Origin of the sequence: Deinococcus sp. NW-56, assembly GCF_002953415.1 — a bacterium.
Taxonomy (GTDB): Bacteria; Deinococcota; Deinococci; order Deinococcales; family Deinococcaceae; genus Deinococcus.
In genome coordinates, this window is sequence record NZ_CP026516.1 from 134,754 (window position 1) to 157,500 (window position 22,747).

Genomic DNA, 22,747 nt, shown 5'->3' on the forward strand with positions numbered 1-22,747 from the left:
GGGGAAGACTTTTTTACCCCGCTTCTCCCTCCGTCCGCACCCCCACCGTTCCATCCGCAAACTCCAGCGTCAGCCGCGCCCCCGGCCCTACCCCCGCCGCCCGCGTCACGGGCCTCCCCGCCGCGTCCCGGACCAGCGCGTACCCCCGCGCCAGGGTGCGCTCGGGCGTCAGCCCCAAAGCCTGCCGCATCAGGGCGTCGGTGTTCAATCGGGCGGTGTCGGCCTGGCGACGGGCCGCCGAGAGCAGGCGGTCGTGCGTGCGGCGCGTCTCGGCTTCGGCGACAGCGAGGGCGTCGCGGGCGCAAGCCCGGATTCGGCGGGCGTCCTCCCCGGCTTGCGCGGCGGCCGAGGCCACGGTCCGCACGATCAGTGCGGCGGCCTTGCTGGGCGTGTCGGTGCGGGTGTGGGCCACCTCGTCGGGGAGGGTGTCGTCGCGGGCGTGGCCCAGGCCCGTGATCACCGGGGCCGGAAAGGTCGCCAGGGCACGCGCCACCGCGAGGTCGTTCAGCCACGCGAGGTCCGTCACCGCCCCGCCCCCGCGAATCACGACGAGCGCGTCGAGCGGCTCCTCCTCATGGGCGGCCTGCGCCTGGGCAATCGCCGCCGTCAGGCTGCCCTGGGCGGCCGCCCCCTGAAAGGTCGCCTCCAGATACACGAAGTCCAGCACGCCCGCCGCCCCCAGCGCGTCCACCTCGCGCCGGAAGTCCCCCAGGCCCGCCGCCCCCTCGGGGCTGATCACGGCGACCCGCGCGAAGTCGGTGGGGGCGGGCAGGGTGCGGTTCAGGCTGTAGACGCCCTCGCGCACCAGCGTCTCGCGCAGGGTATCCAGCCGCAGGGCCGCGTCCCCCACGGTGAACTCGGGGGCCACGTCCAGCACGTTGAGGGAAAAGCCGTACTGGGCGTGGAACTCGGCGGTGCAAAACAGCAGCACTTTCAGGCCCGCCGTCAGGCCCCCGCCCGTCGCCCGGCGGAACTTGCCCTCCAGCGCGAAGCGTTCGCGTGCCCACACGGTCGCGCGGCACTTGGCGACCTCCGCGCCGCCGTCGAGCTGCACGAGGTCGAGGTAGAGGTGCCGGCGGTCGGTCAGGGAAGCGATTTCCGCCCGCACCCATACCGCGCCCGGTACTCCCCGCGCGATGACCTGTTCGACGTACCCCAGCACGTCCACGAGGTCGAGGAACTGCTCGGGCGGGCGGGCCGCGCCCTTCTTGCGGCGCCCGGTCACAGCCGCCCCGCCAGCCGCCGCCCGGCCACCGCCGCCCCCAGCCCCAGCCCCACGCCGAGGCCCGCGTACAGCGCCGCCGTGCCCCCCGCCCCCCGGCCCAGGAACCCGTCGAGGTCCGTGCTGAAGGTGGAAAAGGTGGTGAAGGCCCCCAGCATGCCAGTCCCGAAGGCCAGCCGGGCCGCGTCGGGCCACGCGCCGCGCCCCACCTGCGCCAGGGTCAGCCCCAGCAGAAAGGACCCCAGCACGTTGACCCCCAGCACGGCGACCGGGAACCCGGTCCGGCCCGCGAGGGGAGCGAGCGCCAGTGCCGCCCCATGCCGCGCTGCCGCACCCACCGCGCCTCCCGCCATCACCCACAGCCAGCCTGTCACGGGGACAGACTACGCGAGGCCCCGGCGGCGGCGCGTACCCTGGGAGCCGATGATTCGCGCCAAGACCCTCACGGGAGAGCCGCTGGAGTGGGCCGGGCAGACGCAGGACGTGTGGGTGGACGTGCAGGCCCCCACCCCCGAGGACCTCGCGCGGTTGAGAGAAGCCTTCACGCTCAACCGCCTCGCCGTGGAGGACGCCCTGGAGCGAGGCCACTGGAGCCGCGCCGAGGCCTACCCCGAGCACATGTTCATCACCGTGCGGTCCTTCGCCCGACCCGCCGAGGCGGACGAGTTCACCGAGCGGGTCAGCCTCTTTCTGTTCCCGCAGGCGGTCCTCACGCTCAGCAGCGCGGGCACCGGGCCGCTGGAGGCGGTGTGGGCGCTGGCGGGCCGCGAGAGCGTGAACACCGCGCCTGAGATCGGCTACGAGCTGCTCGACGAGACGGCCGAGACCTTCTTCGTGCTGGCCGACAGCCTCGAGCGGCGGGTGGACGAACTGGAGGAACGGGTCTTTACCGATGCGCGGCACAACCCGGTGCCCGACGTGTTTGACCTCAAACACCTGATCGCCCAGGCCCGGCGCCTGAGCACCGACGCCCGCGAGGCGACCGCCCTGCTCGCCCGGCACGCCCAGGGCCCGCCCGCCGACCTGGTCCGCTACCGCGACGCGCAGGACTCCTTTACCCGCACCGGCAGCCGCCTCGATACCCTGCGCGACAACCTCACCAGCCTGCTTGACCTGCACCTCAACTTGCAAAGCCAGCGCATGAACGAGGTCATGCGGACCCTGACCGCCGTCAGCGTGGTCTTTCTGCCGCTGACCTTTCTGGCGGGGGTGTGGGGCATGAACTTCGAGCACATGCCGGAACTGCCGCTGCCCTGGGGCTACGCGCTGGCCTGGGGCAGCTTTCTCCTGATCGGGGCGCTGCTGGCCGCCTACTTCAAGCGCCGGGGGTGGTGGTAGGGCAGGGAGTCGGGCGACGGGCCGTGCGAGAGTCCGGACGTGACAGTTCACATTCGCCCGCTGGGGCTGGAGGACGCCGCCCCCTACTGGCACCTGCGCCTGGAGGCCCTCGAACAGACGCCCCTGGCGTTCGGCATGTCGGCCGAGGAACACCGGGAAACGACTCCGGAGAGCGAGGCCCGGCGGCTTCTGGCGGGGACCAGCGAGAATTTCGTTCTGGGTGCCTTCCAGGGACCGCAGCTCCGGGGCATGGTGGGGTTTGGCCGCCAGCAGCGCCTGAAGATGCGGCACGGGGGCGGCGTGTGGGGCATGCACGTCGCGCCGGAAGTGCGGGGGCAGGGCGCGGGACGGCTCCTGATGGAGGGGCTGATTGAGCGGGTACGGGCGTGCCCTGGCCTGGACCGGCTGACCCTCTCGGTCACCACCGAACAGACCGCCGCCCGGCAGCTCTACCTCTCGCTGGGATTCGAGACCTTCGGGCTGGAGCGGGACGCCCTGAGGGTCGAGGGGCGCTCGGTGGATGAGGAGCACCTGGTCCTCGTCCTGCGTTGAGCGTTATCGGACGGCCCTACACCCGTTCCAATGGCCGGTGAGGTTCCGGCGGCAGTTCTGCCCGCACCGGGTCACCCGGCCGCACCACGCCCCCTGTCAACACGACTCCCATTACTCCCGCCTTGCGGACCAGCCCACCATGCTCATCGCGCCCCAGCACCGCTGCGAGCAGGCCCGGCTGGAAGGCGTCGATCTGACCGCAGGGGTTCCGCAGGCCCGTCACCTCCACCACCGCCTCCCCGCCCAGGTGCAGGCGGGTGCCGGTGGGGAGGCCCAGCAGGTCCAGGCCGCGCGTGAGCACGTTCTCGCCCAGGTCGCCGGGCCGCACCGTGAAGCCCTGCCCGGCCAGTTCCTCCAGCAGCTCGGCGTGAATCAGGTGGACCTGCCGCAGGTTGGGCTGGTCCGGGTCCTGCGCGACCCGCGAGCGGTGCTGGACGGTGCGGCCCGCGTGGGCGTCACCCTCCACCCCCAGGCCCGCGAGCAGCCGCACCTCCGGCTGGGGCTCCTTGCTGAAGCCGTGAACCGGGCTGAGGCTGACCGCCTCCACCCTGGGGGTCACTCCAGCGCCCCCACTCCCGTCAGGTGCCGCCCCACGATCAGCGTGTGGATGTCGTGGGTGCCCTCGTAGGTGTCCACCGTCTCCAGGTTGAGCATGTGGCGGATCACCGGATACTCGGTCGTGATGCCGTTGCCGCCCAGGAGTTCGCGGGCCAGCCGTGCGCCCGTCAGGGCCACCCGCACGTTGTTGCGCTTGGCGTAGCTCACCTGCGCGTAGTTCATGCGGCCCGCGTCCTTGAGCTGCCCCAGCCGCCACGCCAGCAGCAGCCCCGCCGAGTGGTCGGTCGCCATGCGGACCAGCTTGTCCTGCACGAGCTGCCGCCCCGCGATGGGCTTGCCGAAGGTCGTGCGGCTGCCCGTGTAGTCCAGCGCGGTCTGGAGCACCGCCTCCAGCGCCCCCATCGCCCCCCACGCGATCCCGAAGCGGGCCGAGGTCAGGCACGAGAGCGGCGACTTCAGGCCCCCCGAGCCGGGAAGCAGGTTCCCCGCCGGAACGCGGCAGTCCTCCAGCACGATTTCCCCCGTCACCGAGGCCCGCAGGCTCATCTTCCGCTTGATCTCCGGCGCGTGGAAGCCCGGCGCGTCGGTGGGCACGACAAAACCGCGCACCATGCCCTCCTCGTCCTTGGCCCACACCACCCCGAGGTCGGCCACCGGGGAATTGGTGATCCACATCTTGCTGCCGTTCAGGACGTACTCGTTCCCGTCGCGCCGGGCACGGGTCCGCATCGCGCCGGGGTCGGAGCCGCCGTCGGGTTCGGTGAGGCCGAAGCAGCCGATCAGCTCGCCGGAAGCGAGGCCGGGCAGATACTTCCGCTTCTGCTCCTCCGAGCCGTAGGCGTGAATCGGGAACATGACGAGGCTGCCCTGCACGCTCGCCGCGCTTCTCAGGCCGCTGTCCACCCGCTCCAGCTCGTACATCATCGCGCCGTAGGCGCTGTAGCTCGTGCCCGCGCCGCCGTACTCCTCCGGGGTGGTCGGCCCCAGCAGGCCCATCTGCCCGAACTGGCGCATCAGGTCACGCACGGGCAGGGTGCCCGCGTCCCACCACTCCGCAATGTGCGGCATGAGTTCGGCGTCGCAGAACGAGCGCACGCTCTCGCGGATGAGTTTCTCGTCGGGGGAAAGGAGGTCGGAGACGGCAAATTCGTCGATCATGGAGGGCTCCAGTGGGGAAATGGGTTGTGGGGCGGGGAACGGAGCGAGTCTACGCGCCGGGCAAGCGGTAGATGCGGCGGGCGTTCTCGTCGGTCACGCGCTCCAGCTCGGCGGCGTCCAGGCCGCGCAGGCCCGCGACAAATTCCAGCGTGTGCCGCACGTAGCCGGGGCGGTTGGGCTTGCCGCGTTTGGGGACCGGGGCGAGAAAGGGGGCGTCGGTCTCCAGCAGCAGGTGGTCCAGGGGCACCGCGCGGGCGGCCTCCTGAATCTCGCGGGCGTTCTTGTAGGTCGTGTTCCCCGCGAAGCCGAAATACGCGCCGCGCTCCAGCCCGAACGCGAGCAGCCCCGCGTACCCCGAAAAGCAGTGCAGGATGACGGGCACGTGCGGCCACGCCGACAGCACCTCCATCACGCCCCGGTGAGCCGAGTCCTGCCCGGCCTTGTCCCGTACGTGAATCACCAGCGGCTTGCCCACCCGCGCCGCGAGGTCGAGTTGCCACTCGAAGGCGGACAGTTGCTCGGCCCGCCGCGTCTCGTCCCAGTAGTCGTCCAGTCCACTCTCCCCGATGCCCACCACGCGGGGGTGCAGGGCGAGGGCTTCGAGGTCGGTGCGGGCGTCGGGCGAGTCGTCCTCTGTACTCGTCGGGTGCAGACCCACCGTCGCCCACACGTCGGGGAACTGTTCAGCGAGCGCTACGGCTTTTCGCGCGTGCTGCGGCCCCGCGCCGATGCAGACCATCCCGGTCAGGCCGAGTTCCCCCCGCGCCGAGGCCGGGTCGTCGAGGTAGTCGAGGTGGCAGTGGGTGTCGAACATGGGGAAGAGGGTAGTGGGTTGTGGGGAGTGGGCGGAAATAGGAATTCTCCCTTTGCTTCCCTGGACGCTTGATGTGCAAGAGGATATCAGCGGTACAGACGGGCTTTTTTCCCCCTCCCTCCTTGTGGGGGACTCGCAGAGCTGCTTGCAGAGGGCTGGGGAGGGGGGTGGCGGGCGAAGCTCGCCCTTCTCCGAAGGACTGCCACAGACCTCAGCCCACCGGAACCTCCCCACCCACCACGCCGTACCCTGACCTATGGACTACCGCCTCTTTCCCGAAGTCACCGAGGAACGCACCGCCGCTGGCCTGAAACTTCAGGTCGTGGAGTACGAGGCGCGGCCCGCCTACCCGCCGCTGGAGGGCTACCTGGAGCCGGTCAACCGCCCGGCCCGCTCGCGGCAACTGGCGATCCACACCGACGGGTCGGGGACAGTCACCCTGGAGCCGGGGGCGCTGCAATACCTGCGCGGCGAGATCGAGATGGAGGCGACCCGCAGCGGGGGCGGCGGCTTGGGCGGGTTCCTGCGCGGGGCGGTGACGGCAGCGGCGAGCGGCGAAGGCCTCTACAAGACGGCCTACCGGGGTTCGGGCGTGATCTACACCGAGCCCACCTCCCTGCATTTCCTGCTGGACGAACTGACGGGCGAGGACCTGATCGTGGATGACGGCGCCTTCGTCGCCTGCGCGGGCGACATCACCGTGGGGCGGCATGTCAACGCGGGGCTGGCGGCGGCGATGGGCAGCGGTGAGGGCCGGGTGCAGCCCAAGCTCTCGGGTCGGGGCCTCTTCGCCCTGCAAAGCCCGGTGCCGCCCGCCGAGTTCCAGGTGCTCGACCTCCGGAACGAGACCCTGAAGGTGGACGGCAACCTCGTGCTGGCGTACACGGGCGGCCTGACCTTCAGCGTGGAGCGCAGCAGCCGGGGCCTGATGGGCAGCGGACGCACGGGCGAGGGCTTCGTGCAGGCGTACCGGGGCACCGGGCGGGTCTGGCTCGCGCCCACGCTGCCGCTGCACCGCCCGGCGCTGCCGTCCGTGCTGCCCGGCTGAGCGTTCCTCACCCCCGTCAGGGGAATGCCACCACTCTCATGAGGGGGGGGCGCTAAAGTGCCCGCGTGCTGAGAACCGGGGTGTACGCGCTGATCGCGCTGGCGGTGTTCGCGCTGGTGTTCTCGCGGATGCCGTCTGCGGGAGCGGGACCAGAGACGGGCGCCCGGCTGAGTGGGGTGCAGCTCCGCCTCTACCCGGCCCGCGATCCGGGGGCGGTGTGGCGCTTTTCCGCCGAGCGGGTGGTCAGTGACCCCCTGCGCGGAGAGACGCGGCTGACCGGCCTCGCGGACGGTGGGCGCTGGTTGACCCCGGCGGGCGGCGGGAAAGCGGTGCTCGACGCCACGCTGGACGCCCCGGACCTCACCATCGACGCGCAGGACAACCTGCTCACCCGTCAGGCCCAGGTCACCCTGGTGCAGCAGTGTGCCGAGATCGACCTGCGCGGCACCCGCGAGCAGCCCGTGCGCGTGGAGCAGGGGTCGGGGTTCAGCGCCCCGGTCGCGGAGGTGGATTCGCCGCAGATGAAAGCCCGGATTCCGCAGCTCCGCATGAGCTTCAACTTCGAAATTCTGGAAGCGGGGGTCGCCGACTTCAGTGGTGACCTTGACCCCACCGAAACCTGTGAGAACGGCCAGCGCGTGCCGCTGTGACCCTTGCCCTGAAAAGGAGAACCCACATGAAGAAACGCACTGCCCTGATTCTGGCCCTCGCCGTTACGCCCGTGCTCGCGCAGACCGCCGCCGAGAAGCGCATCATCAACATCCAGGGAGCGCCGCGCGGCGACCTGCGCAACGGGCCGCTGACCTTCACCGGCAGCCCGGTCAAGGCGACCGTCAGCAGCCTGCAAATCCAGGCGAAGCAGGCCACCCTGGCCGCCCCCGCCGGAACCCCCCTCACCAACGCCAAGGGCAAGCGCACCGCCAACTTCAGCGACGACATCACCGTGAGCCGGGGCCGCCTGACCGCCAAGGGGGACCGGCTAGCCTACAGCGAGGCCAGCGGCCAGGGTGTGATGAGCGGCAACGCGCGGGCGACCTTCGTCCCCGACGACAAGTCGAATGGCGACACCGTGACGATCACCGCCGGGCAGATGAGCCTCGACGTGGACAACAACGTCTCGACCTCGACCGGGAACGTGACCCTCAAGAACGGCATCCAGAGCGGGAAGGCCGACAAGCTGGTCTTCGACGAGGACCGCGAACTCGCCCAGCTCACCGGCAGCCCCACCCTGACCCGCGCCGCCAAGGGCAACCAGAAGGAACTCACCATGACCGGGCAGGAGGTCCGCGCCCGCACCGCCGAGAAGACGCTGTACGTGCGCGGCGGGGTGCGGCTGGTGCAGGGCACCCTGACCACCACCGGCAACGCCGTGTACTACGACGACAAGAAGAACGTCGCGTACGTCGTCGGCAACGCGGTCAGCACCGATTCCAAGACCAAGGTGACCGTCCGCGCTCCGGCCAGCGGCGCCCTGGAGCAGCGCACCGACCTCGGCCGCGTGCGGGCGCTGAACACCGCCTACAAGATTCCCACCGAGCAGTTCAAGCTGCGCGGCGAGTAAAGGAGCCTCTGCCGTGACCCGCCGCCCCCTGCTGCTGACGCTGACCCTGCTGCTGGGGGCGGCCTTCCCGGCCGCGTCCCTCGCGCAGGAGACGCCTCCCGCCGCGCCGCCCACGCAGAGCCCGCCCGCCGAGCCCCAGGCACCGGCACAGCCGCCCGAAACCACCGAGCCACAGGACGCCGCGCCCGCTGAGCCGGGGGCCGAGACGTCCAGCCTGGAACTCGTGCGGCGGGGCGACGACGGGCAGGAGCGGCGCATCCGCATCGTGCGGACGGGGACCGACGACACCAGCGGGGTCTTCGTGATTTGCAGTCCGCTCGACGATGAACCGGAAGGGTCGCCCAATGTCGCGGTCTTTTCCGAGACGGGGCCGGGCGGGGTGCAGATCACCATCGACCAGAACGTGATTCGCGTGCCCTTCGCCCTGGTCACCCAGCGCCCCGCCGCTGAGGGGGAGGGGAGCGACGGCCGGGTGGAGGCCAGCGCCGGAACCGCCCGTTTTCTGGACGAGGTGCCAGAGGGCAGGACCGACCGCCTCAGCCGCTGCGGGGTGGAGACCGCGCCCAAGCCCGCGCCCGACACCGTGCTTGTCACCCAGGGCCGCACCGAGCTCAAGGGCCAGAAGCTCGTCTACGACGAGACAGACGGCATCGCCCGCATCGACGGCCCGATCACCTTCACCCGCCCCGGCGACGACGGCCCCCTGACCGGCCAGAGCAAGCGTATCGAGGTCGAGGTGGACACCGAGAAGACCGTGCTGATCGGCGCGGTGGTCCTGAACAGCCCCGACGGCCGCGTGAGCCGCGCCGCCCGCGTGGAGTACGACGACGAGGCCAACCTCGCCCGCCTGATCGGCACCGCCGAGCAGCCCGCCGAGAGCACCCTGCGCGGGGACGTGCTGCGGGCCGGGGAACTCCTGTACGACCTCGAACGCAACGAGGTGGTGGCCCGCGCCCCGGAGGGCGGCACCATCACCGGGGAGTTTCAGGACGGCGAGGAAACCTCCGCCCCCACGACAGCGCCCCGAACGCCCTGACCCCCAGCCCCCGAGTGGGGGCTTTTTTACGCCAGTTCCCTCCAGAACGCCCGAATCGCCCCCACCACAACTTCCGGCTGCTCCAGATGTACGTAGTGGCCGGGGTGGTCCACCCACACCGCCCGGCTGCGGCCCGACAGGGTGAGCCACTCCAGATGCCGGGCGCGGCGGGTGTGAAAGCGGGCGTCCAGTTGCTCCTGGGTGCGCCCCGGTGCCTCGGCGGGCGTGGTGGGACGATCCGGCGCGATCAGCAGCAGGGGAAGGTTCCCCAGCGCCCCCGGTGCCACCTCCTCCGGCCCGAACGGGGTCAGCGCGAGCGGCTCCGGCAGGAGCGTGGGCGGTGGAGCGGTGAGGGGCGGTGGAGTCGGGTCCAGCAGCACGAGGCCGCCCACACGCCCCGGTCGCCGCCGGGCGTAGGTGGAAGCGATCATCCCACCAAGCGAGTGGCCCACCAGGATGGGCAGATGCGGGGACTGGAGGCTGTCCAGTACGCCGTCCAGCTCCGTATACACGTCGGCCCAGGTGTGAGGGTGGGCCGGAAGGGGGCGGCTGCCTACGCCCGCCCGGTCATAGGTCACGACCCGCGTCCATTCCGCGAGGGCGGGGGCAATGCCGGGCCGGGGGTCGCCCTCCAGTCCTCGCCAGTGTGGCCGCGCTTCCTCCGGCGCCGGGACCGTCCACCACCACGCGGCGGGGTCACCCAGGCCGGAGAGGAGGACGAGGGCGGGTTCACCCCCTCCCTGCTCCCGCAGCCCAGAGGCCACCTACCCCAGCACCTTCTCCCCGCCCCGACGCAGCACTCGGGCGCTGGCCTCCAGTCCTTCGCGTTCTTGGGGGGTCAGGACCGGGGTCAGGGTGGCCTCCACCCCCCGCGCCCCCACGATGCGCGGCAGGCTGAGGCTCACGCCGTACTCGGGGGTGGGGGCGCTGACGGTCAGGACCGCGCGGCGGTCGTCCAGAATGGCCTCCGCGATGCGGGCGAGCGCGGCCCCGATGCCGTAGTAGGTCGCCCGCTTTCCGCCGATGATCGCGGCGGCGGCGTCGCGGGTGCCCGTGTCGACCTCCTCCTGCACCTCCGGCGTCCAGGGCAGCCCACGCGAGCGCATGAAGTCCGCCACGGGCAACCCCGCCACCGCCGCCGTGCTCCAGGCCAGCACCTCGCTGTCGCCGTGTTCGCCCAGCACGTAGCCGTGGACATGGGTGGCGTCCACCCCCGCCCGCTCCGCGATGAGGTGGCGAAAGCGGGCCGAGTCCAGCACCGTGCCCGACCCCAGCACCGGCTGGTTCGGCGCGAGCCGCCCGGCGAGGTCGGTCAGGATGTCCACCGGGTTGGTGGCGATGAGCAGCACGGCGTCGGGGGCGTGCTGGGACACCTGCGGAATCACGTCGCGGAAGATGGCGGCGTTCTTCTCCAGCAGGTCGAGGCGGGTCTCACCGGGCTGCTGGTTGGCTCCGGCCGCGACGACCACGACCCGGCAGCCCGAGAGGGCCGCGTACCCCCCGCTGCTCACGCGGGTGCCGTGGCTGATGGGCGCGGCGTGGGCGATGTCCTGCGCCTCGGCCTGGGCGCGGGCCTCGTCGCGGTCGACGAGCACGAGGTCACTGCACGAGCCGCGCAGGGTCAGGGCGTAGGCGGCGGTGGCCCCCACCAGCCCCGAGCCGACGACCCCGACCTTCACCGGGTCCCCCCCGGCACGCGCACGGTGAGCACCGGCACCGGGCTGCGGGCGACCAGCTTCTCGGCGCTGCTTCCCAGGAAGAAGTGTTCCAGCGCTCCGCGCGAGTGGGTGCCCACCAGGATCAGGTCGGCTCCCCAGCGCTCGGCGGCGTCGAGGATGCCCGTCACCGGGTCGCCCACGAGCAGTTCGGTCTCCTCGTCGGGGGCGGCGAGGGTCTTCAGGCGTTCGCCGTCCGCGCTCTCCAGCGTCTGCAGCAGCGTGGGGTCCAGTGCCGCCGGGGTCACGCCGCCCATCAGGTCGGGGGTGGCGGTCACGCGGGCGTCGGTCACATGCACCAGCCGCCGCAGCGCTCCCGGAAAGCGCAGCCGCGCCACCGCGAGGGCGTGATCGGCCGCCGCCGAGAAGTCGGTGCCGATCAGCACGCGTGAGAAGGGCTGGCCACCCGCGTCACTCGGCGAGAAAACAGGCTCGGTCATGGTTCGACGCTACACCCGCCCCCCAGCACGCGACCACTTTGTGAAGGTGGGATAAAGTCCTGTCGACTCCAGGTTGCGGGGTGGGGTGCCCACGGGTGGGGCTAGTCCGACGGGGGCCGCACCAGCCGCAGGAGGGCGGCGTAGACCTCGGCGGTGGCGCGGGCGTCTTCCAGGGCATCGTGGGCGTGGTACCCGATGCCGAAGTGCGCCGCGAGATCGTCGAGCGCCGTGCCCACCTTGCGCGGCAGCAGCCCGGCATGAATCAGGAACTGCGCCGTGACTTTGGTGTCCACCTGCCCGCGCCGGAACACGCTGCCGAGGTCCGGCAGCAGCGGGCGCAGGAAGCCCAGGTCGAAGGCGAAGTTGTGCCCGCCCAGCATCACCCGGCCGACCTCGGCGGCGTAGGCGCGGATGGCGTCGGCGACGGCCTCCGGGGGCTGCGCTGCCGCATGATGGGCGATCAGGTCGATGCCGTTGACCGCCATCGCCTCCTCCTCCACGTCGTAGGTATCGTGGCGCACCCGCAGGTGCAGGGGCCGGGTGACCTCGCCCGCCGGGGTCAGGGTGACCAGCCCGACCGTCAGCAGTGGGTGGCGCCGGGGGTCGCGTCCGCCCGTCTCGGTGTCGAGAAAGACGATAGGCTGGGTCAGCCCTGCCAGGCGCGGCGGCGGGTCGGGGGCGGGGGAGGAGGGGGGCGCGGCCATGCTCCAGCCTGCCACGGGCGGGGTGAGCGGCGGGGTACACAAGCCTTCACCCTCGGCCGTTACCCTGGGGGGGTGAAGCGTCTCCTGATTCCCCTCGCCCTGCCCCTCCTGCTCGTCGCCTGCTCGGGCAGCTCCCTGGAAGGCGTCCAGACCTTCGACTACAAGGGCGGCGACCACCGCACCGGCTCGCTGGTCTACGCCGAGACGCCCCCGGCGGGCGGCGCCCACAACGCCATGTGGCAGAACTGCGGCGTCTACGACCAGCCCCTCTACAACGAGTACGCCGTTCATAGCCTCGAACACGGCGCGGTGTGGGTGACCTACCGCCCCGACCTCCCCGCGTCGGAGGTGGCGGCCCTTAAGGAACTGGTCGACGGGCGGCCCTACACCCTGCTCAGCCCCTACGAGGGCCTGTCCAGCCCGGTCGTCCTGAGCGCCTGGAATGCCCAGCTTGCGGTGGACAGCGCCGACGACGAGCGCCTGGGGACCTTCCTCGACAAGTACGAGCAGGGCGCGACCGCTCCTGAACGCGGCGCGGCCTGCTCGGGGGGGTACGGGGGCACTCAGTAAGGGGGCGGGTTCAGCCCTCCTCGCCCGTCGCCACCGGCCGCCCGTCGTCGCTCACCCAGTCGCTCCACGACCCGGCGTAGAGGCGGTTGTCCGGTCCCAGCGGCACGCCCGCCAGCTCCCGCGCGAGCAGGTTGGGGGTGGCGCTCACGCCGCTGCCGCAGTAGGTGACGGTGGGAATGCTGCCCGCACCCAGCCGCGCGGCCTGCGCCGCCGCGTCCCGCCAGCGCCCGTGCTCGTCGAGCGCCCCGGCCCACTCGCGGTTCACGGCGCCGGGGATATGCCCCGCCTTGCGGTCCAGCGGCTCGACCTCACCCCGGTAGCGGGCGGGAGCGCGGGCGTCGATCAAGAGGGTGCCCGGCTCCCGGTTCGCCACGTCCTCGGCGGTGGCGACCATCTCCCACCGCACGTCCGGGGTAAAGGTGGTGGGTGCGTGCTCCGGCTCCGCCGTGCTCGCCTCGCCCCCCGCCGCGAGGTAGGCGGGCCAGCCGCCGTCCAGCACGTAGACCTCGCGGTGCCCCAGCCAGCGCAACAGCCACCACGCGCGGGTGGCGTAAAAGCCCTGCCCGGTGCCCGGATCGTCGTAGGCCACGACCACGCTGTCATTGCCGATGCCCACGCCCCCCAGCCACCCCGCCAGCGTCTCCGGCTCCGGCAGCGGGTGCCGTCCCCCCGCCCCGTCCGGGCGCACCGGGCCGCTGAGGTCCGTCTCCAGATCGGCGTAGACCGCGCCGGGCACGTGGCCTTCCAGATAGGCGATGCGCCCGACCAGGGGATCGGTCAGGGCGTAACGGCAGTCAAGGACGCGCAGACGGGGGTCGTCCAGGTGTTGCAACAGCCACGCGGCGGTCTTCAGCGGTGAGGGGGTCATGGCCGCAGGCTACACCGCAGGGTAGGGCAATAAAAAAGCCGCCTCTTCGGGCGGTGACAAGCACAAGGTAGCGCTGTATGCAGTATCCGTCAAGCCTCGCGGGCGGGATGAGGAGCCGCTCAGCTCCATCAAAAAAGCCCGCTCCCTGGGGAGAGGGCTTCATCGTTCGGCGGTCCTACCGCGCCACTCCCGTCGCCCGGCTTTCCCGAATGACCGTCACCTGCACCTGGCCGGGGTATTCCATGTCCTGCTCGACCCGTCCGGCGATCTCGCGGGCGAGCAGGGTGGCCCCGGCGTCGGTGACCTGCTCGGGCTGCACGATCACGCGCACCTCGCGGCCCGCCTGGATCGCGTAGGCCTGCTGCACGCCGGGAAAGGCGACCGCGATCTGTTCGAGCTGCTCCAGCCGCCGCACATAGGCTTCGAGTTCCTCGCGGCGGGCACCGGGGCGGGCGGCGCTGATCGCATCGGCGGCGGCGACGAGCACCGAGTACAGCGTCTCGCCGTTCTCCGGGTCGTGGTGGTGGGCGATCGCGTCAATCACTTCGGCCGGTTCCCCGAAGCGCTTGGCGAGGTTGATGCCGATCTCGACGTGGGTGCCCTCGATCTCGCGGTCGATGCTCTTGCCCACGTCGTGCATCAGCCCGGCGCGGCGGGCCAGCCCCGCGTCCAGGCCCAGTTCGTCCGCCATGATCCCGGTGAGGTGCGCGACCTGCACCGAGTGCTTCAGGACGTTCTGGCCGTAGCTCGTGCGGAAGTACATCCGCCCCAGCAACTGCACCAGCCCCGGCTTGAGGCCCACCACCCCGGCTTCGATGGCGGCCTCCTCGCCCTGGGCGTGCATGAAGGTCTTCATCTCGTCCTGCGCCCGCGTGACCATCTCCTCAATGCGGGTGGGGTGGATACGCCCGTCCGCGACGAGGGCTTCGAGGACGTGCCGAGCGACCTCGCGCCGCACCGGGTTGAAGGAGCTGAGAATTACCGCTTCGGGCGTGTCGTCGATGATCAGGTCCACCCCCGTCAGCGCCTCGAAGGCGCGGATGTTGCGGCCCTCGCGCCCGATCAGGCGGCCCTTCATCGCGTCGTTGGGGATGGGCACCACCGACACGCTGAGCTGCGCGCTCGTCTCGGAGGCCGAGCGCTGAATCGCCTGCGCGATCACGCTGCGGGCGGTGCGTTTGGCCTCGGCACTGGCGCGGGCCTCCATCGCCTTGACCCGGATGGCCTTTTCCTCCTCCAGCTCGGCGTCGAGCTGCGCGAGAATCTGCTCGCGGGCGGCTTCCGGCGAGAGGCCCGCGACCTCGTACAGCCGCAGGTCGATCTGGCGGGCGCGGTCTCCCAGGGCCTGCTCCTGCTCGCCCAGCGCCCGCAGTTGCGCTTCCAGCCGCTCCTCCAGCGCGTCGAGGCGTTCGCCCCGCGCGTCGAGCTGTTCGGCGCGGCGGTTGAGGCGCTCGATCTCGCGCTTGAGTTCCTCGCGCTCGCGGCGGGTTTCCTGGCGGTCGGCGTTCAGCGACTCGCGCTCGCGGGCGGCGTCTCCCAGCGCCCGCTCGCGCTGGGCCTCGACCTGGGCGCGCAGGGCCTGGAGTTCCTCGCGCCCGGCGTCCAGGGTAGCGGCAGCCTGCCGCTCGCGGTCCTCGGCGTCCTGAAGGCGGCGGGCCGCGTCCAGCCGGGTCTGCTCGGCCTGCGCGCGCAGGTGCCGGGCCTCGGCCTCGGCCTGGGTCAGGAGTCGCTCGGCCTCGGCGCGGGCCTCGCGTTCCAGCCGGTCGTCGCGCTCCGCCAGCTCCCGGCGCCCCCGCGTCTGCCCGGTGAGAAACCCACCGGCCAACCCTCCCAGGAGCGCCAGGATGACGTACAGAATGGTCATGGTGGCTCCTTTACTGTGCTGCCTGACTGTGCTTGATGTTGGCCAGAGGCGCACTCCAGGCCGCCCGGGAGTGTGCCCCAAAACAGTGAACCGTGAGGGGCCGTGCCCGGCCCCCACCCTGGCAGTCTAACTCCCGGCTCCCGCCTTCACGGGGGAGGCATCCGGCGGCGGCACAAGCTCCCCGCCCCTGCCCGGCGAAGGCGGAGGGACGGGGTACCCGGCCTGACCGGGGCCGTCAGTTCACCGCGCGGTCCAGCCCCGCCCACAGCTCCCGGCGCAGCAGGAACTTCTGGAACTTGCCGCTGGCGGTCTTGGGCAGGTCGTCTCTGAACTGGTAGTGCCGGGGCACCTTGTACCCGGCGAGGTGCTCGCGCACGTGCGCGGTGAGTTCCTCCGGGGTCACGCTCGCGCCGTCGTGCAGGGCGATAAAGGCGCAGGGCACCTCCCCCCACTTGGGGTCGGGGTGGGCGACCACCACCGCCTCGCGCACGGCGGGGTGGGCGTACAGCACCCCCTCGACCTCCACCGAGCTGATGTTCTCGCCGCCCGAGATGATCACGTCCTTGTTGCGGTCGCGGATCTCGATGCGTCCGTCGGGGTGCCGCACGGCCACGTCCCCGGTGTGGAACCAGCCGCCCTCCAGCGCCTTGGCGGTCGCTTCCGGGTTGTCGAGGTACCCCGCCATCACCAGATTGCCGCGCACCATGATCTCGCCCAGCGTCTCCCCGTCGGCGGGCACCGGGGTCAGCTCCGGGGCCATCACCTCGACCTCCCCGGCCAGCGGCATCTCGAAGCCCTGCTTGGCCGTCAGGGCCGCCCGGTCGGGCACCGGCAGCGCCCGCTGCGCCTCCGAGAGTTCGGCCACCGTGATCAGCGGGCTGGTCTCGGTCAGGCCGTAGACCTGCAGGACCTCGAACCCCAGGGCGCTCATGTCCGCGATCGTGCGGGCGTGGGGCGGGCTGCCCGCCGTCGCCACCCGGACCCGGCGGGGGGTGGGGCGGGCGGTCGCCGGGTCGGTGATCAGGCTCAGCACGGTGGGGGCCGCCGCGAGGTGCGTTACCCCGTAGGTGTGAACCGCGTCGTGGATCGCGTCCCCGCGCACCGCCGGAAGGGTCACGTGGGTGGTCCCCACCCCGAAGGGTGCCCACACCCCGCCCCACCCGTTGGCGTGGAAGTCCGGCAGGGTGTGCAGGTACACGCTGTCCGAGTCGAAGTGCAGCGCGTACAGCACGCCCACCGCGTTCAGCAGGGCGTTGCGGTGGGTCAGCATCACGCCCTTGGGGCTGCTCGTCGTGCCCGAGGTGTAGTTGACCGTGATGATCTCGTCCTCATCGTCCAGCTGGTAGGGCAGGGGAGACCCGTCCTGCGCCTCCAGCCGCTCGGCGAAGTCGCTCCCCCGGCCCATCGTCCACAGCGCGATGCCCAGCTCGCGGCAGGTGGCCTCCACCTTGGGGGCCAGGGTCACGTCCGCCAGCACCAGCGAGACCCCCGCGTGCCGCAGCTGAAAGGCGTATTCCTCGGGCACCAGCCGGGTGTTCAGCGGCACCAGCACGCGGCCCGCCCAGGGCACCCCGGCGTAGGTCAGCAGGCCCTCGTGCGTGTTGGGCGAGAGCACCGCGACCCGCGCCCGGGGCGGGACCGCCCCCGCCACCGCCCGCGCGAGGCGGTAGATGCGTTTGCCCCACTCGCGGTAGGTGAAGCTGCGGCCGTCCGGCTGGGTGACCGCGATCTCCTGCGGGTAGGTCTTCAGGCCACGCCGAACGAGGTCCAGCGGCGTCAGGGGCGTCTTCATGGGGCACCTCCGGGGGAATCTGGGTTGTGGGTACTCCCACTGTAAGCCCAGTCTCCGGCCCCGGCGACGTGATGCCCTGGGGGACGCCCCTAGCGCAGGTGCTCGCGGAAGTAGTTCAGCATGTCGCGCCGGGCGTCCCGGCTGGCGAAGGTGTCCGCGATCCGGCCGCCCTGCAGCAGGAAGCTGTGCGGCTCTCCCTGATACACGCTGAGCTTGAAGGGCTTGTTGGCCGCGTCCAGCCGTCCCGCGTAGGCGTAGATGGAGGCGACTGGACTGGGCTGGTCCCGCGTTCCGTGGATGATCAGCAGGGGTGCGCTGAGCTGATTGATAAAAGCCGTGGGCGGTTGTGGTTTGGCGGCCGTACCGCCCTGGTCGGGGAAGCCGTACCACGCCACGCCCGCCTTGAACGCCTTGATCTGCGGAAGCAGCAACATGGTGTAGCGCCCACCCGCGCAGAAGCCCGTCAGCCCGACGGCGTTGATGTTCACGTCGCGCCGGGTGCCCAGGTACCTCAGCCCGTCTTCCACGAGCGCCCCGACGGTCGCGTCGCTGGGTTCCGGCTCGAAGGTCTGCCAGCCCAGCGCGAGCGTCACGAAGCCCGCCGCCGCCATCTCGTCGACAAGGTCGCGGTAGCCCTGCTCCAGCCCGCGGAAGGAGTGCAGCAGGATCACGGCGGGCTTGGGGGTCGCCGAGGCGGGCGCGGCGAGGTAACTCTTGTACGCCCGTCCGCTGCTCGTCACGTTCACGTCTGTTCCCCGCACCGCCTGCCCCAGCGCGGCGGTCGAGAGGGCGAGGGCGGCCAGCATCAGCGTGTGCTTGAGCATGGGGAAACCTCCACGCCCACCGTACTCGCCCGTGCGCGTGAGGGGTGTCAGCGGACGTGCAAAGTGAAGGGTCAGGCGCCGCGGCGCAGGGGTTCATGCTTCTGCCCCACAAAAAAACCCCAGCCGGAGCTGGGGCCTGCTGCACGGGTTCGCGCTTACTTCTGCGCGTGTACCACGAGCTTCATCGGGATGCTGACCTCGGGGTGGGCGCGGTAGACGATGTCGTACTCGCCGATCTCCTTGACGGTCTTGGGCATCTCGATCCGGCGGCGGTCCACGTCGAAGCCGAGCTGGTCGAGGGCGTCGGCCACGTTGCTGTGGGTCACGGCGCCGTAGATCTTGCCCTCGCCCGCGCGGACGCTGAGTTCCACGGCCACGCCGTTCAGGCGGCTGGCGAGGTCCTCGGCCTGGGCCTTTTCCTTCTCCTGCTGCTTCTTGCGCGAGCGGAGCTGGGCTTCCAGGGTCTTCATGTTGGCGGCGTTGGCGGGGGTCGCCATGCCGCGCGGAATCAGGAAGTTGCGGGCGTAGCCGGGCTTGACCGTCACCACGTCGCCGGTCTGGCCGAGACGGCCGGGTTCCAGAAGGATCACTTGCATGCTCGTCACCCGTCCTTTACTTCCGGACCAGCTTCTCGGTGTAGGGCAGCAGCGCGAGCTGGCGGGCGATCTTGATCGTCTGCGAGATGCGGCGCTGGTGCTTGGCCGAGAGTCCGGTGCGGCGGCGGGGAAGGATCTTGCCGGTGTCCGAGACGAACCGGCGAAGCATCTTCACGTCCTTGTAATCGGTGATTTCCAGTTCTCCGATGGAGAAGGGATCAACCTTGGGCTTGCGGGGACGCTTGGGTCCCTTGCCGCGCGGCTTGCGCTCGGCGTTGTTTCCTTGGGTCATGGGGTTCCTCTAAAACTGCGGTCTGGGCGCTGTGCAGTGGTCTAAGAGTCGAGGCGCCCAAGAGGGCCAGCTTCCTGGATTTAGACGCTTGGACGTGTTGACCCTTAGACGCACGCGCCAGCGTGCTCAGAACGGCAGGTCTTCTTCTTCCGGCGGGAAATCGTCGAGACCTTGATCAATATCCAAGCCCCCCGAACGGGTCCCCGTGTTCGCCGCCCGCGCGGGAGCACTGGCCCGGCTCGCGCCGTAACCGCTGCTCTGCTGGGGGCGCGCCGCACTGCCCGCGGTCTGCGTGCGGGGCGCGGCGGAGGTGGCTGCGGGACTGCCGGGAACGCCCGCGCCTCGGGAAAGGGCTTCGACTCGCGTCGCCTCTACTTTGGTGGAGTTGCGCTTGTTGCCGTCGCGATCGGTCCACGCCTCGTTCACCAGTCGGCCCTGCACCAGGACGGGATCGCCCTTTTTCAGGTCCTTCATGCTCTCGGCGAGGTCGCGCCACAACGTCACGTCAATCCAGTGGGTCTTTTCCTGCTTCTGCCCCTGACGGTCCTGCCAGCTCTCGTTCACGGCGAGGCCGAGTCCAAGCACCGCGTCTCCGGCGGGGGTGTAGCGCAGTTCGGGATCGCGGGTCACGTTCCCGATCATCACCACTTCGTTCATGCCGCTGCCCATGCGTACGCCGCCTCCGGCATCCTGCACGAGTTCGGGCGCGTAGCCCAGTTGCTCCATGCGCAGGGCCTTGACGCGCACCATGCTGCGCTTGCCACCTTCCGGCGCTTCCCAGGACGAGTACTCCAGGCTGCCCTCGACCATCACGGCGTCGCCGCCCTTCAGGTTGCGCTCGGCCTGCCACTCGGCAGGCTTGCCCAGAATGCTGACCCGGTGGTACCAGGGGAGCTTGCGCTCGCGGCCGTCGTTGCCGACGATGTGGTCTTCTCCGGCCACGGTCGCTTCAAACACCGCCGTGCCGTTGGGCGTGTAGCGGAGTTCGGGATCGCGGGCGAGAGCACCGATCAAAAAGACGTGGTTCATGCCTCGGGCCATAACTGGGTCTCCTTACTTGCTGGCGGGGTACAAAAAAGTACGCGTACTGGAACTTCTGGCTGGCTGGCGGATTTGGCCCTCGCGGGTTGACCAGAGCATAGCAACTCCGACCCCATTACGTCAATAACGTAATCAGGCCTTCTTGGTCTTCCACTCCGGGCGGTCCTTGACCACCAGGATACGGCGCACGTTGTCGCGCAGGCGCAGGGGCGCGGCGATGGTCTGCTCGGGGTTGCCCGTAGCCCGGATGGTGTACATCAGGTAGTAGCCCTCGCGGTCCTTGTTCACGGCGTAGGCGAGTCGGCGGTTGCCGAGGTCGTCGAGGTTCGTGATCTCGGCCCCGTTGCTGCGCAGGGTGTTCTCGATGTAGTCCTTCTCGATTTGCACCTGCTCGGCGCTGATGTTGGGGTTCAGGATCAGGTTCAGGTCGTACTGGTTCATGGTTCACCTCTCTTTCGGCCGCGCGTGGCAGGGTCAAGCCTCGCCGGGCGGCGCAACTGGCTACTGTAGCAGAGTGGCTGGCGGGCTGCCAGAGCCACCCGGCGCAGGCCCCCGCTGGCGTCAGACCGTACGCTGGGGCATGAGCGACGACGCGGGACAGAACTGGATAGAAGGCCTGCTCGACATCCTGCGGGAAGCGGTCGAGGGCGGCGAGCCGGGGCAGGGCACGGCGTTTCTGGACGGGACGGGGGCAGACGGTGAGGACAACCACGGCCTGCTGGCGACCCTGACCCGCCTCGGCGCGGCGGAGGCCAGCCGGGAGGTGAACGGCACGTCCGTCGCGGGGCAGGCGCGGCACACGGCCCTGCACATGGAGGTCGTCGTGCGCTGGGAGCGCGATGGGGACCGTGGCCCCTTCGACTGGAAAGGCAGCTTTCACCCTGCGGAGGTCAGCTCCCAGGAGTGGGTCGACCTCCGGGCGCGTGTGCGGCAAGCCTACGACGACCTGGTGGCGTTCGCCCGCACGCAGGCAGACCTCCCCGCCACCGGGGACGCGACCGGCGGACTGGCGGGCGCCATCGCCCACGTCGCCTACCACCTCGGGGCGATTCGGCAGATGGTGAAGGCGCTGGGCCACCCCGCCTGAGTGGGTTCGCCGCCTTTATTTCCGGCGTCTGAAGGGATTCCAGCGACTCCCGCTCCCGGCTGCGGCCGTCTCCGGCGTGGGGGGCAGGGCAGTCTCGATCGGCGCGTGCCGTCCGATGGCACGTGGGGCGGGGGCGTCGGTTGCAGGCGTGTCGGGTTCTTCGAGGTCCTCCCCAAGAGCCGTCAGCAAAGCGCGGCGCAGCGCCTCCGCTGTGGGCCGATCGCCGGACCGCTTGGCGAGGGCCAGCTCGAACAGCCGGGCCACGGGTCGGGGCAGCTCTGGACAGTGGGCCGAGAGGGGCGGCGCGAAGCGGTTGAGGTGCCCGGCCATCAGGTCTTCATAGGTCTCGCCCTGGAAAGGCCGGGCGCCCGTCAGCACCTCATAGGCGAGGATGCCCAGGCTGTACACGTCGCTTGCTGGACTGCTGGGGTCGCCCCGGTAAATCTCGGGAGCCATATAGAAGGGGCTGCCGCTGGCGCACCCGCCCTGCGCCGTGTAGTACGCACTCCCCAGGTCTCCCAGCGCCGCCCGCCCCCCGTCGAGATAGACATTCTGCGGCTTCACGTCCTGATGGACCACGCCCAGCCCGTGCAGGTAAGACAGCCCGGAGGCGAGGTCCGCGAGCAGGCGCAGCGGCGTCTGGACTGGCCGCGCCGCCCGCGCGTGCCCGGCCAGCGCGTCCGCCAGCGTGCCCTCCGGGTAGTGGTGCAGGGCGAGGTAGGCCCGCGCTCCGAATGGACTGCCCGCGTACCCACGAATCACGTGGGGGTGCCGGAATTGCAGGGTCAGCCGCACCTCGTTGCCGAAGCGTTCGGCCGCCTCCTGCTGCCGCAGCGTGCCCTCCAGCGGCACCTTGAGCGCCACTTCCCGCCCCTGCGGGTCCTGCGCCAAGTGCACGAGCGAGGTCTGCCCCCGCCCCAGCACTTGCAGGAGGCGGTAGCCCGGAGGGGTTCGGTCGGAGGAGGAGGAGGGCTGGAGTGTCATGGCAAAGAAGGAGGGGACCCGTAAGTTCCCCTACAGTGTCCCCAGTCTAGAGCGGCCCTGTCACCGCAATCTGTCGAAATCCGGCCAGGAATTATTCATCGTCCCCGGCGTCGTCAGCGGCACGTTTGCCCGCCATCCATTCCAGCCCCGCCCACATCAGGTCGTCAAGGTCGCCGTCGAGGACGTCATCGGGGTTGTGCTTCATCAGGCCGGTGCGGTGGTCCTTGATGTACTGCTTGTCGAGGACGTACGAGCGAATCTGCGATCCCCACTCGATCTTCTTCTGCTCACCCCTCGCCTTGGCTTCCTCCTCCTCGCGCTTGCGCATCTCGATGTCGTAGAGGCGCTGCTTGAGGATCTGCAGGGCGATCTCGTGGTTCTTGATCTGCGAGCGCGTCTGCTGCGAGGCCACCGCGATCCCGGTTGGAAGGTGGGTCAGACGCACCGCCGAGTCGGTGGTGTTCACGCCCTGCCCGCCTGCGCCCTGCGAGCGGAACACGTCGCGCCGCAGGTCGGAGTCGGGGATGTGGATGTCGATCTCTTCCTCCGGCACTTCCGGCACCACGTCCACCGACGCGAAGCTGGTCTGGCGGCGGTTGTTCGCGTCAAAGGGGGAGACCCGCACGAGGCGGTGCACCCCGTGCTCGGGGGCCATCATCCCGAAGGCCTTCTCGCCCCGGATG

The 22,747-nt window shown here is 70.7% G+C and carries 27 protein-coding genes (1 of these 27 running past the window's edge); 8 read left to right on the forward strand and 19 right to left on the reverse strand.

Annotated features, from left to right (window positions below):
* Positions 1-13: 13 nt before the first annotated feature.
* Together xseA and C3K08_RS00750 are read right to left on the reverse strand one after the other, a co-directional pair.
* Complete coding sequence (gene xseA, locus C3K08_RS00745) at positions 14-1,225, reverse strand: exodeoxyribonuclease VII large subunit (RefSeq protein ID WP_104989602.1); 1,212 nt, start codon at positions 1,223-1,225, stop codon at positions 14-16.
* The gene (locus C3K08_RS00750; RefSeq protein WP_104989603.1) at positions 1,222-1,575 is read right to left on the reverse strand and encodes a CrcB family protein; all 354 of its coding nucleotides are present in this window, start codon (positions 1,573-1,575) and stop codon (positions 1,222-1,224) included. The genes xseA and C3K08_RS00750 overlap by 4 nt, the downstream gene beginning before the upstream one ends.
* Positions 1,576-1,645: 70 nt before the next feature.
* On the opposite strand from C3K08_RS00750, the gene C3K08_RS00755 reads away from it, so the two are divergent.
* Complete coding sequence (locus C3K08_RS00755; RefSeq protein WP_104989604.1) at positions 1,646-2,560, forward strand: magnesium transporter CorA family protein; 915 nt, start codon at positions 1,646-1,648, stop codon at positions 2,558-2,560.
* Between the two features lie 39 nt (positions 2,561-2,599).
* Entirely contained in the window at positions 2,600-3,112 is a 513-nt protein-coding gene (locus C3K08_RS00760) for a GNAT family N-acetyltransferase (RefSeq protein ID WP_104989605.1), read from the forward strand.
* Positions 3,113-3,128: 16 nt separating this feature from the next.
* Here C3K08_RS00760 and C3K08_RS00765 read toward each other — a convergent pair whose 3' ends face one another.
* From C3K08_RS00765 to C3K08_RS00775, 3 genes are read right to left on the reverse strand one after another with little or no spacing between them, the layout of a single operon-like run.
* On the reverse strand, positions 3,129-3,671 hold the full coding sequence (locus C3K08_RS00765) for an MOSC domain-containing protein (RefSeq protein ID WP_104989606.1): 543 nt from the start codon (positions 3,669-3,671) through the stop codon (positions 3,129-3,131).
* Positions 3,668-4,828 (reverse strand): acyl-CoA dehydrogenase family protein, encoded by a 1,161-nt coding sequence (locus C3K08_RS00770; protein ID WP_104989607.1) that lies wholly within the window; start codon positions 4,826-4,828, stop codon positions 3,668-3,670. Before C3K08_RS00770 ends, C3K08_RS00765 begins: the two co-directional genes overlap by 4 nt.
* A 49-nt stretch (positions 4,829-4,877) precedes the next feature.
* On the reverse strand, positions 4,878-5,642 hold the full coding sequence (locus C3K08_RS00775) for a TatD family hydrolase (protein WP_104989608.1): 765 nt from the start codon (positions 5,640-5,642) through the stop codon (positions 4,878-4,880).
* Between the two features lie 256 nt (positions 5,643-5,898).
* Between C3K08_RS00775 and C3K08_RS00780 the strand changes: the two genes are divergently transcribed.
* The 4 genes from C3K08_RS00780 (at position 5,899) to C3K08_RS00795 (ending at position 9,287) form a co-directional block, all read left to right on the forward strand.
* A complete protein-coding gene (locus tag C3K08_RS00780) occupies positions 5,899-6,690 on the forward strand; it encodes an AIM24 family protein (RefSeq protein WP_104989609.1) in 792 nt (263 codons plus the stop codon).
* 65 nt (positions 6,691-6,755) lie between these two features.
* Positions 6,756-7,340 carry a hypothetical protein gene (locus C3K08_RS00785; protein WP_104989610.1) on the forward strand — a complete coding sequence of 195 codons (585 nt, stop codon included), beginning with the start codon at positions 6,756-6,758 and terminating at the stop codon, positions 7,338-7,340.
* Between the two features lie 26 nt (positions 7,341-7,366).
* Positions 7,367-8,251, forward strand: coding sequence for an LptA/OstA family protein (locus tag C3K08_RS00790; RefSeq protein ID WP_104989611.1), 885 nt, complete (start codon positions 7,367-7,369; stop codon positions 8,249-8,251).
* A 13-nt stretch (positions 8,252-8,264) separates the two neighbouring features.
* Positions 8,265-9,287 (forward strand): LptA/OstA family protein, encoded by a 1,023-nt coding sequence (locus tag C3K08_RS00795; protein ID WP_104989612.1) that lies wholly within the window; start codon positions 8,265-8,267, stop codon positions 9,285-9,287.
* A gap of 26 nt (positions 9,288-9,313) precedes the next feature.
* On the opposite strand, the gene C3K08_RS00800 is transcribed toward C3K08_RS00795, so the two are convergent.
* From C3K08_RS00800 to C3K08_RS00815, 4 genes are all read right to left on the reverse strand, one after another.
* A complete protein-coding gene (locus C3K08_RS00800) occupies positions 9,314-10,051 on the reverse strand; it encodes an alpha/beta fold hydrolase (RefSeq protein WP_104989613.1) in 738 nt (245 codons plus the stop codon).
* Entirely contained in the window at positions 10,052-10,966 is a 915-nt protein-coding gene (locus C3K08_RS00805) for an L-lactate dehydrogenase (protein WP_104989614.1), read from the reverse strand. It lies immediately after the preceding gene.
* Entirely contained in the window at positions 10,963-11,442 is a 480-nt protein-coding gene (locus tag C3K08_RS00810; RefSeq protein ID WP_104989615.1) for a universal stress protein, read from the reverse strand. Before C3K08_RS00810 ends, C3K08_RS00805 begins: the two co-directional genes overlap by 4 nt.
* A 101-nt stretch (positions 11,443-11,543) precedes the next feature.
* Positions 11,544-12,146: a 3'-5' exonuclease gene (locus tag C3K08_RS00815; protein ID WP_104989616.1), complete on the reverse strand. Its 603-nt coding sequence runs from the start codon at positions 12,144-12,146 to the stop codon at positions 11,544-11,546.
* 72 nt (positions 12,147-12,218) lie between these two features.
* Here C3K08_RS00815 and C3K08_RS00820 point away from each other — a divergent pair, with 72 nt between their 5' ends.
* A complete protein-coding gene (locus C3K08_RS00820) occupies positions 12,219-12,716 on the forward strand; it encodes a DUF3105 domain-containing protein (protein ID WP_104989617.1) in 498 nt (165 codons plus the stop codon).
* 10 nt (positions 12,717-12,726) lie between these two features.
* Here C3K08_RS00820 and C3K08_RS00825 read toward each other — a convergent pair whose 3' ends face one another.
* From C3K08_RS00825 to rpsF, 8 genes are all read right to left on the reverse strand, one after another.
* A complete protein-coding gene (locus tag C3K08_RS00825) occupies positions 12,727-13,584 on the reverse strand; it encodes a sulfurtransferase (RefSeq protein WP_104989618.1) in 858 nt (285 codons plus the stop codon).
* Between the two features lie 175 nt (positions 13,585-13,759).
* The gene (gene rny / locus C3K08_RS00830; protein ID WP_104989619.1) at positions 13,760-15,448 is read right to left on the reverse strand and encodes a ribonuclease Y; all 1,689 of its coding nucleotides are present in this window, start codon (positions 15,446-15,448) and stop codon (positions 13,760-13,762) included.
* A gap of 235 nt (positions 15,449-15,683) precedes the next feature.
* A complete protein-coding gene (locus C3K08_RS00835; protein ID WP_104989620.1) occupies positions 15,684-17,240 on the reverse strand; it encodes an AMP-binding protein in 1,557 nt (518 codons plus the stop codon).
* Between the two features lie 89 nt (positions 17,241-17,329).
* Complete coding sequence (locus C3K08_RS00840) at positions 17,330-18,064, reverse strand: dienelactone hydrolase family protein (RefSeq protein WP_104989621.1); 735 nt, start codon at positions 18,062-18,064, stop codon at positions 17,330-17,332.
* Positions 18,065-18,219: 155 nt separating this feature from the next.
* Positions 18,220-18,660, reverse strand: coding sequence for a 50S ribosomal protein L9 (gene rplI / locus C3K08_RS00845; RefSeq protein WP_104989622.1), 441 nt, complete (start codon positions 18,658-18,660; stop codon positions 18,220-18,222).
* Between the two features lie 16 nt (positions 18,661-18,676).
* The gene (gene rpsR, locus C3K08_RS00850; protein ID WP_104989623.1) at positions 18,677-18,952 is read right to left on the reverse strand and encodes a 30S ribosomal protein S18; all 276 of its coding nucleotides are present in this window, start codon (positions 18,950-18,952) and stop codon (positions 18,677-18,679) included.
* Between the two features lie 126 nt (positions 18,953-19,078).
* The gene (locus C3K08_RS00855) at positions 19,079-19,993 is read right to left on the reverse strand and encodes a single-stranded DNA-binding protein (RefSeq protein WP_104989624.1); all 915 of its coding nucleotides are present in this window, start codon (positions 19,991-19,993) and stop codon (positions 19,079-19,081) included.
* 132 nt (positions 19,994-20,125) lie between these two features.
* Positions 20,126-20,434 carry a 30S ribosomal protein S6 gene (gene rpsF, locus C3K08_RS00860; RefSeq protein WP_104989625.1) on the reverse strand — a complete coding sequence of 103 codons (309 nt, stop codon included), beginning with the start codon at positions 20,432-20,434 and terminating at the stop codon, positions 20,126-20,128.
* A 139-nt stretch (positions 20,435-20,573) separates the two neighbouring features.
* Here rpsF and C3K08_RS00865 point away from each other — a divergent pair, with 139 nt between their 5' ends.
* Positions 20,574-21,080: a DinB family protein gene (locus C3K08_RS00865; protein ID WP_104989626.1), complete on the forward strand. Its 507-nt coding sequence runs from the start codon at positions 20,574-20,576 to the stop codon at positions 21,078-21,080.
* 15 nt (positions 21,081-21,095) lie between these two features.
* Here the strand turns inward: C3K08_RS00865 and C3K08_RS00870 are convergent, their stop codons facing one another.
* Together C3K08_RS00870 and prfB are read right to left on the reverse strand one after the other, a co-directional pair.
* Complete coding sequence (locus C3K08_RS00870) at positions 21,096-22,064, reverse strand: serine/threonine-protein kinase (RefSeq protein ID WP_104989627.1); 969 nt, start codon at positions 22,062-22,064, stop codon at positions 21,096-21,098.
* Between the two features lie 91 nt (positions 22,065-22,155).
* Positions 22,156-22,747 (reverse strand): peptide chain release factor 2 gene (prfB, locus tag C3K08_RS00875; protein WP_104989628.1); it runs 504 nt beyond the window's last position. Within the gene, positions 22,156-22,747 belong to an annotated coding region that runs on past the window's edge; the region does not span the whole gene.

Excerpts from the sequence above, each read along its gene's own strand:
- C3K08_RS00750 (WP_104989603.1), bottom strand. The coding sequence starts at position 1,575 with ATGGCGGGAGGCGCGGTGGGTGCGGCAGCGCGGCATGGGGCGGCACTG.
- C3K08_RS00755 (WP_104989604.1), top strand. The coding sequence starts at position 1,646 with ATGATTCGCGCCAAGACCCTCACGGGAGAGCCGCTGGAGTGGGCCGGG.
- C3K08_RS00770 (WP_104989607.1), bottom strand. The coding sequence starts at position 4,828 with ATGATCGACGAATTTGCCGTCTCCGACCTCCTTTCCCCCGACGAGAAA.
- C3K08_RS00775 (WP_104989608.1), bottom strand. The coding sequence starts at position 5,642 with ATGTTCGACACCCACTGCCACCTCGACTACCTCGACGACCCGGCCTCG.
- C3K08_RS00780 (WP_104989609.1), top strand. The coding sequence starts at position 5,899 with ATGGACTACCGCCTCTTTCCCGAAGTCACCGAGGAACGCACCGCCGCT.
- C3K08_RS00790 (WP_104989611.1), top strand. The coding sequence starts at position 7,367 with ATGAAGAAACGCACTGCCCTGATTCTGGCCCTCGCCGTTACGCCCGTG.
- C3K08_RS00810 (WP_104989615.1), bottom strand. The coding sequence starts at position 11,442 with ATGACCGAGCCTGTTTTCTCGCCGAGTGACGCGGGTGGCCAGCCCTTC.
- C3K08_RS00815 (WP_104989616.1), bottom strand. The coding sequence starts at position 12,146 with ATGGCCGCGCCCCCCTCCTCCCCCGCCCCCGACCCGCCGCCGCGCCTG.
- C3K08_RS00825 (WP_104989618.1), bottom strand. The coding sequence starts at position 13,584 with ATGACCCCCTCACCGCTGAAGACCGCCGCGTGGCTGTTGCAACACCTG.
- rny (WP_104989619.1), bottom strand. The coding sequence starts at position 15,448 with ATGACCATTCTGTACGTCATCCTGGCGCTCCTGGGAGGGTTGGCCGGT.
- C3K08_RS00835 (WP_104989620.1), bottom strand. The coding sequence starts at position 17,240 with ATGAAGACGCCCCTGACGCCGCTGGACCTCGTTCGGCGTGGCCTGAAG.
- C3K08_RS00840 (WP_104989621.1), bottom strand. The coding sequence starts at position 18,064 with ATGCTCAAGCACACGCTGATGCTGGCCGCCCTCGCCCTCTCGACCGCC.
- rplI (WP_104989622.1), bottom strand. The coding sequence starts at position 18,660 with ATGCAAGTGATCCTTCTGGAACCCGGCCGTCTCGGCCAGACCGGCGAC.
- rpsR (WP_104989623.1), bottom strand. The coding sequence starts at position 18,952 with ATGACCCAAGGAAACAACGCCGAGCGCAAGCCGCGCGGCAAGGGACCC.
- C3K08_RS00855 (WP_104989624.1), bottom strand. The coding sequence starts at position 19,993 with ATGGCCCGAGGCATGAACCACGTCTTTTTGATCGGTGCTCTCGCCCGC.
- rpsF (WP_104989625.1), bottom strand. The coding sequence starts at position 20,434 with ATGAACCAGTACGACCTGAACCTGATCCTGAACCCCAACATCAGCGCC.
- C3K08_RS00865 (WP_104989626.1), top strand. The coding sequence starts at position 20,574 with ATGAGCGACGACGCGGGACAGAACTGGATAGAAGGCCTGCTCGACATC.
- C3K08_RS00870 (WP_104989627.1), bottom strand. The coding sequence starts at position 22,064 with ATGACACTCCAGCCCTCCTCCTCCTCCGACCGAACCCCTCCGGGCTAC.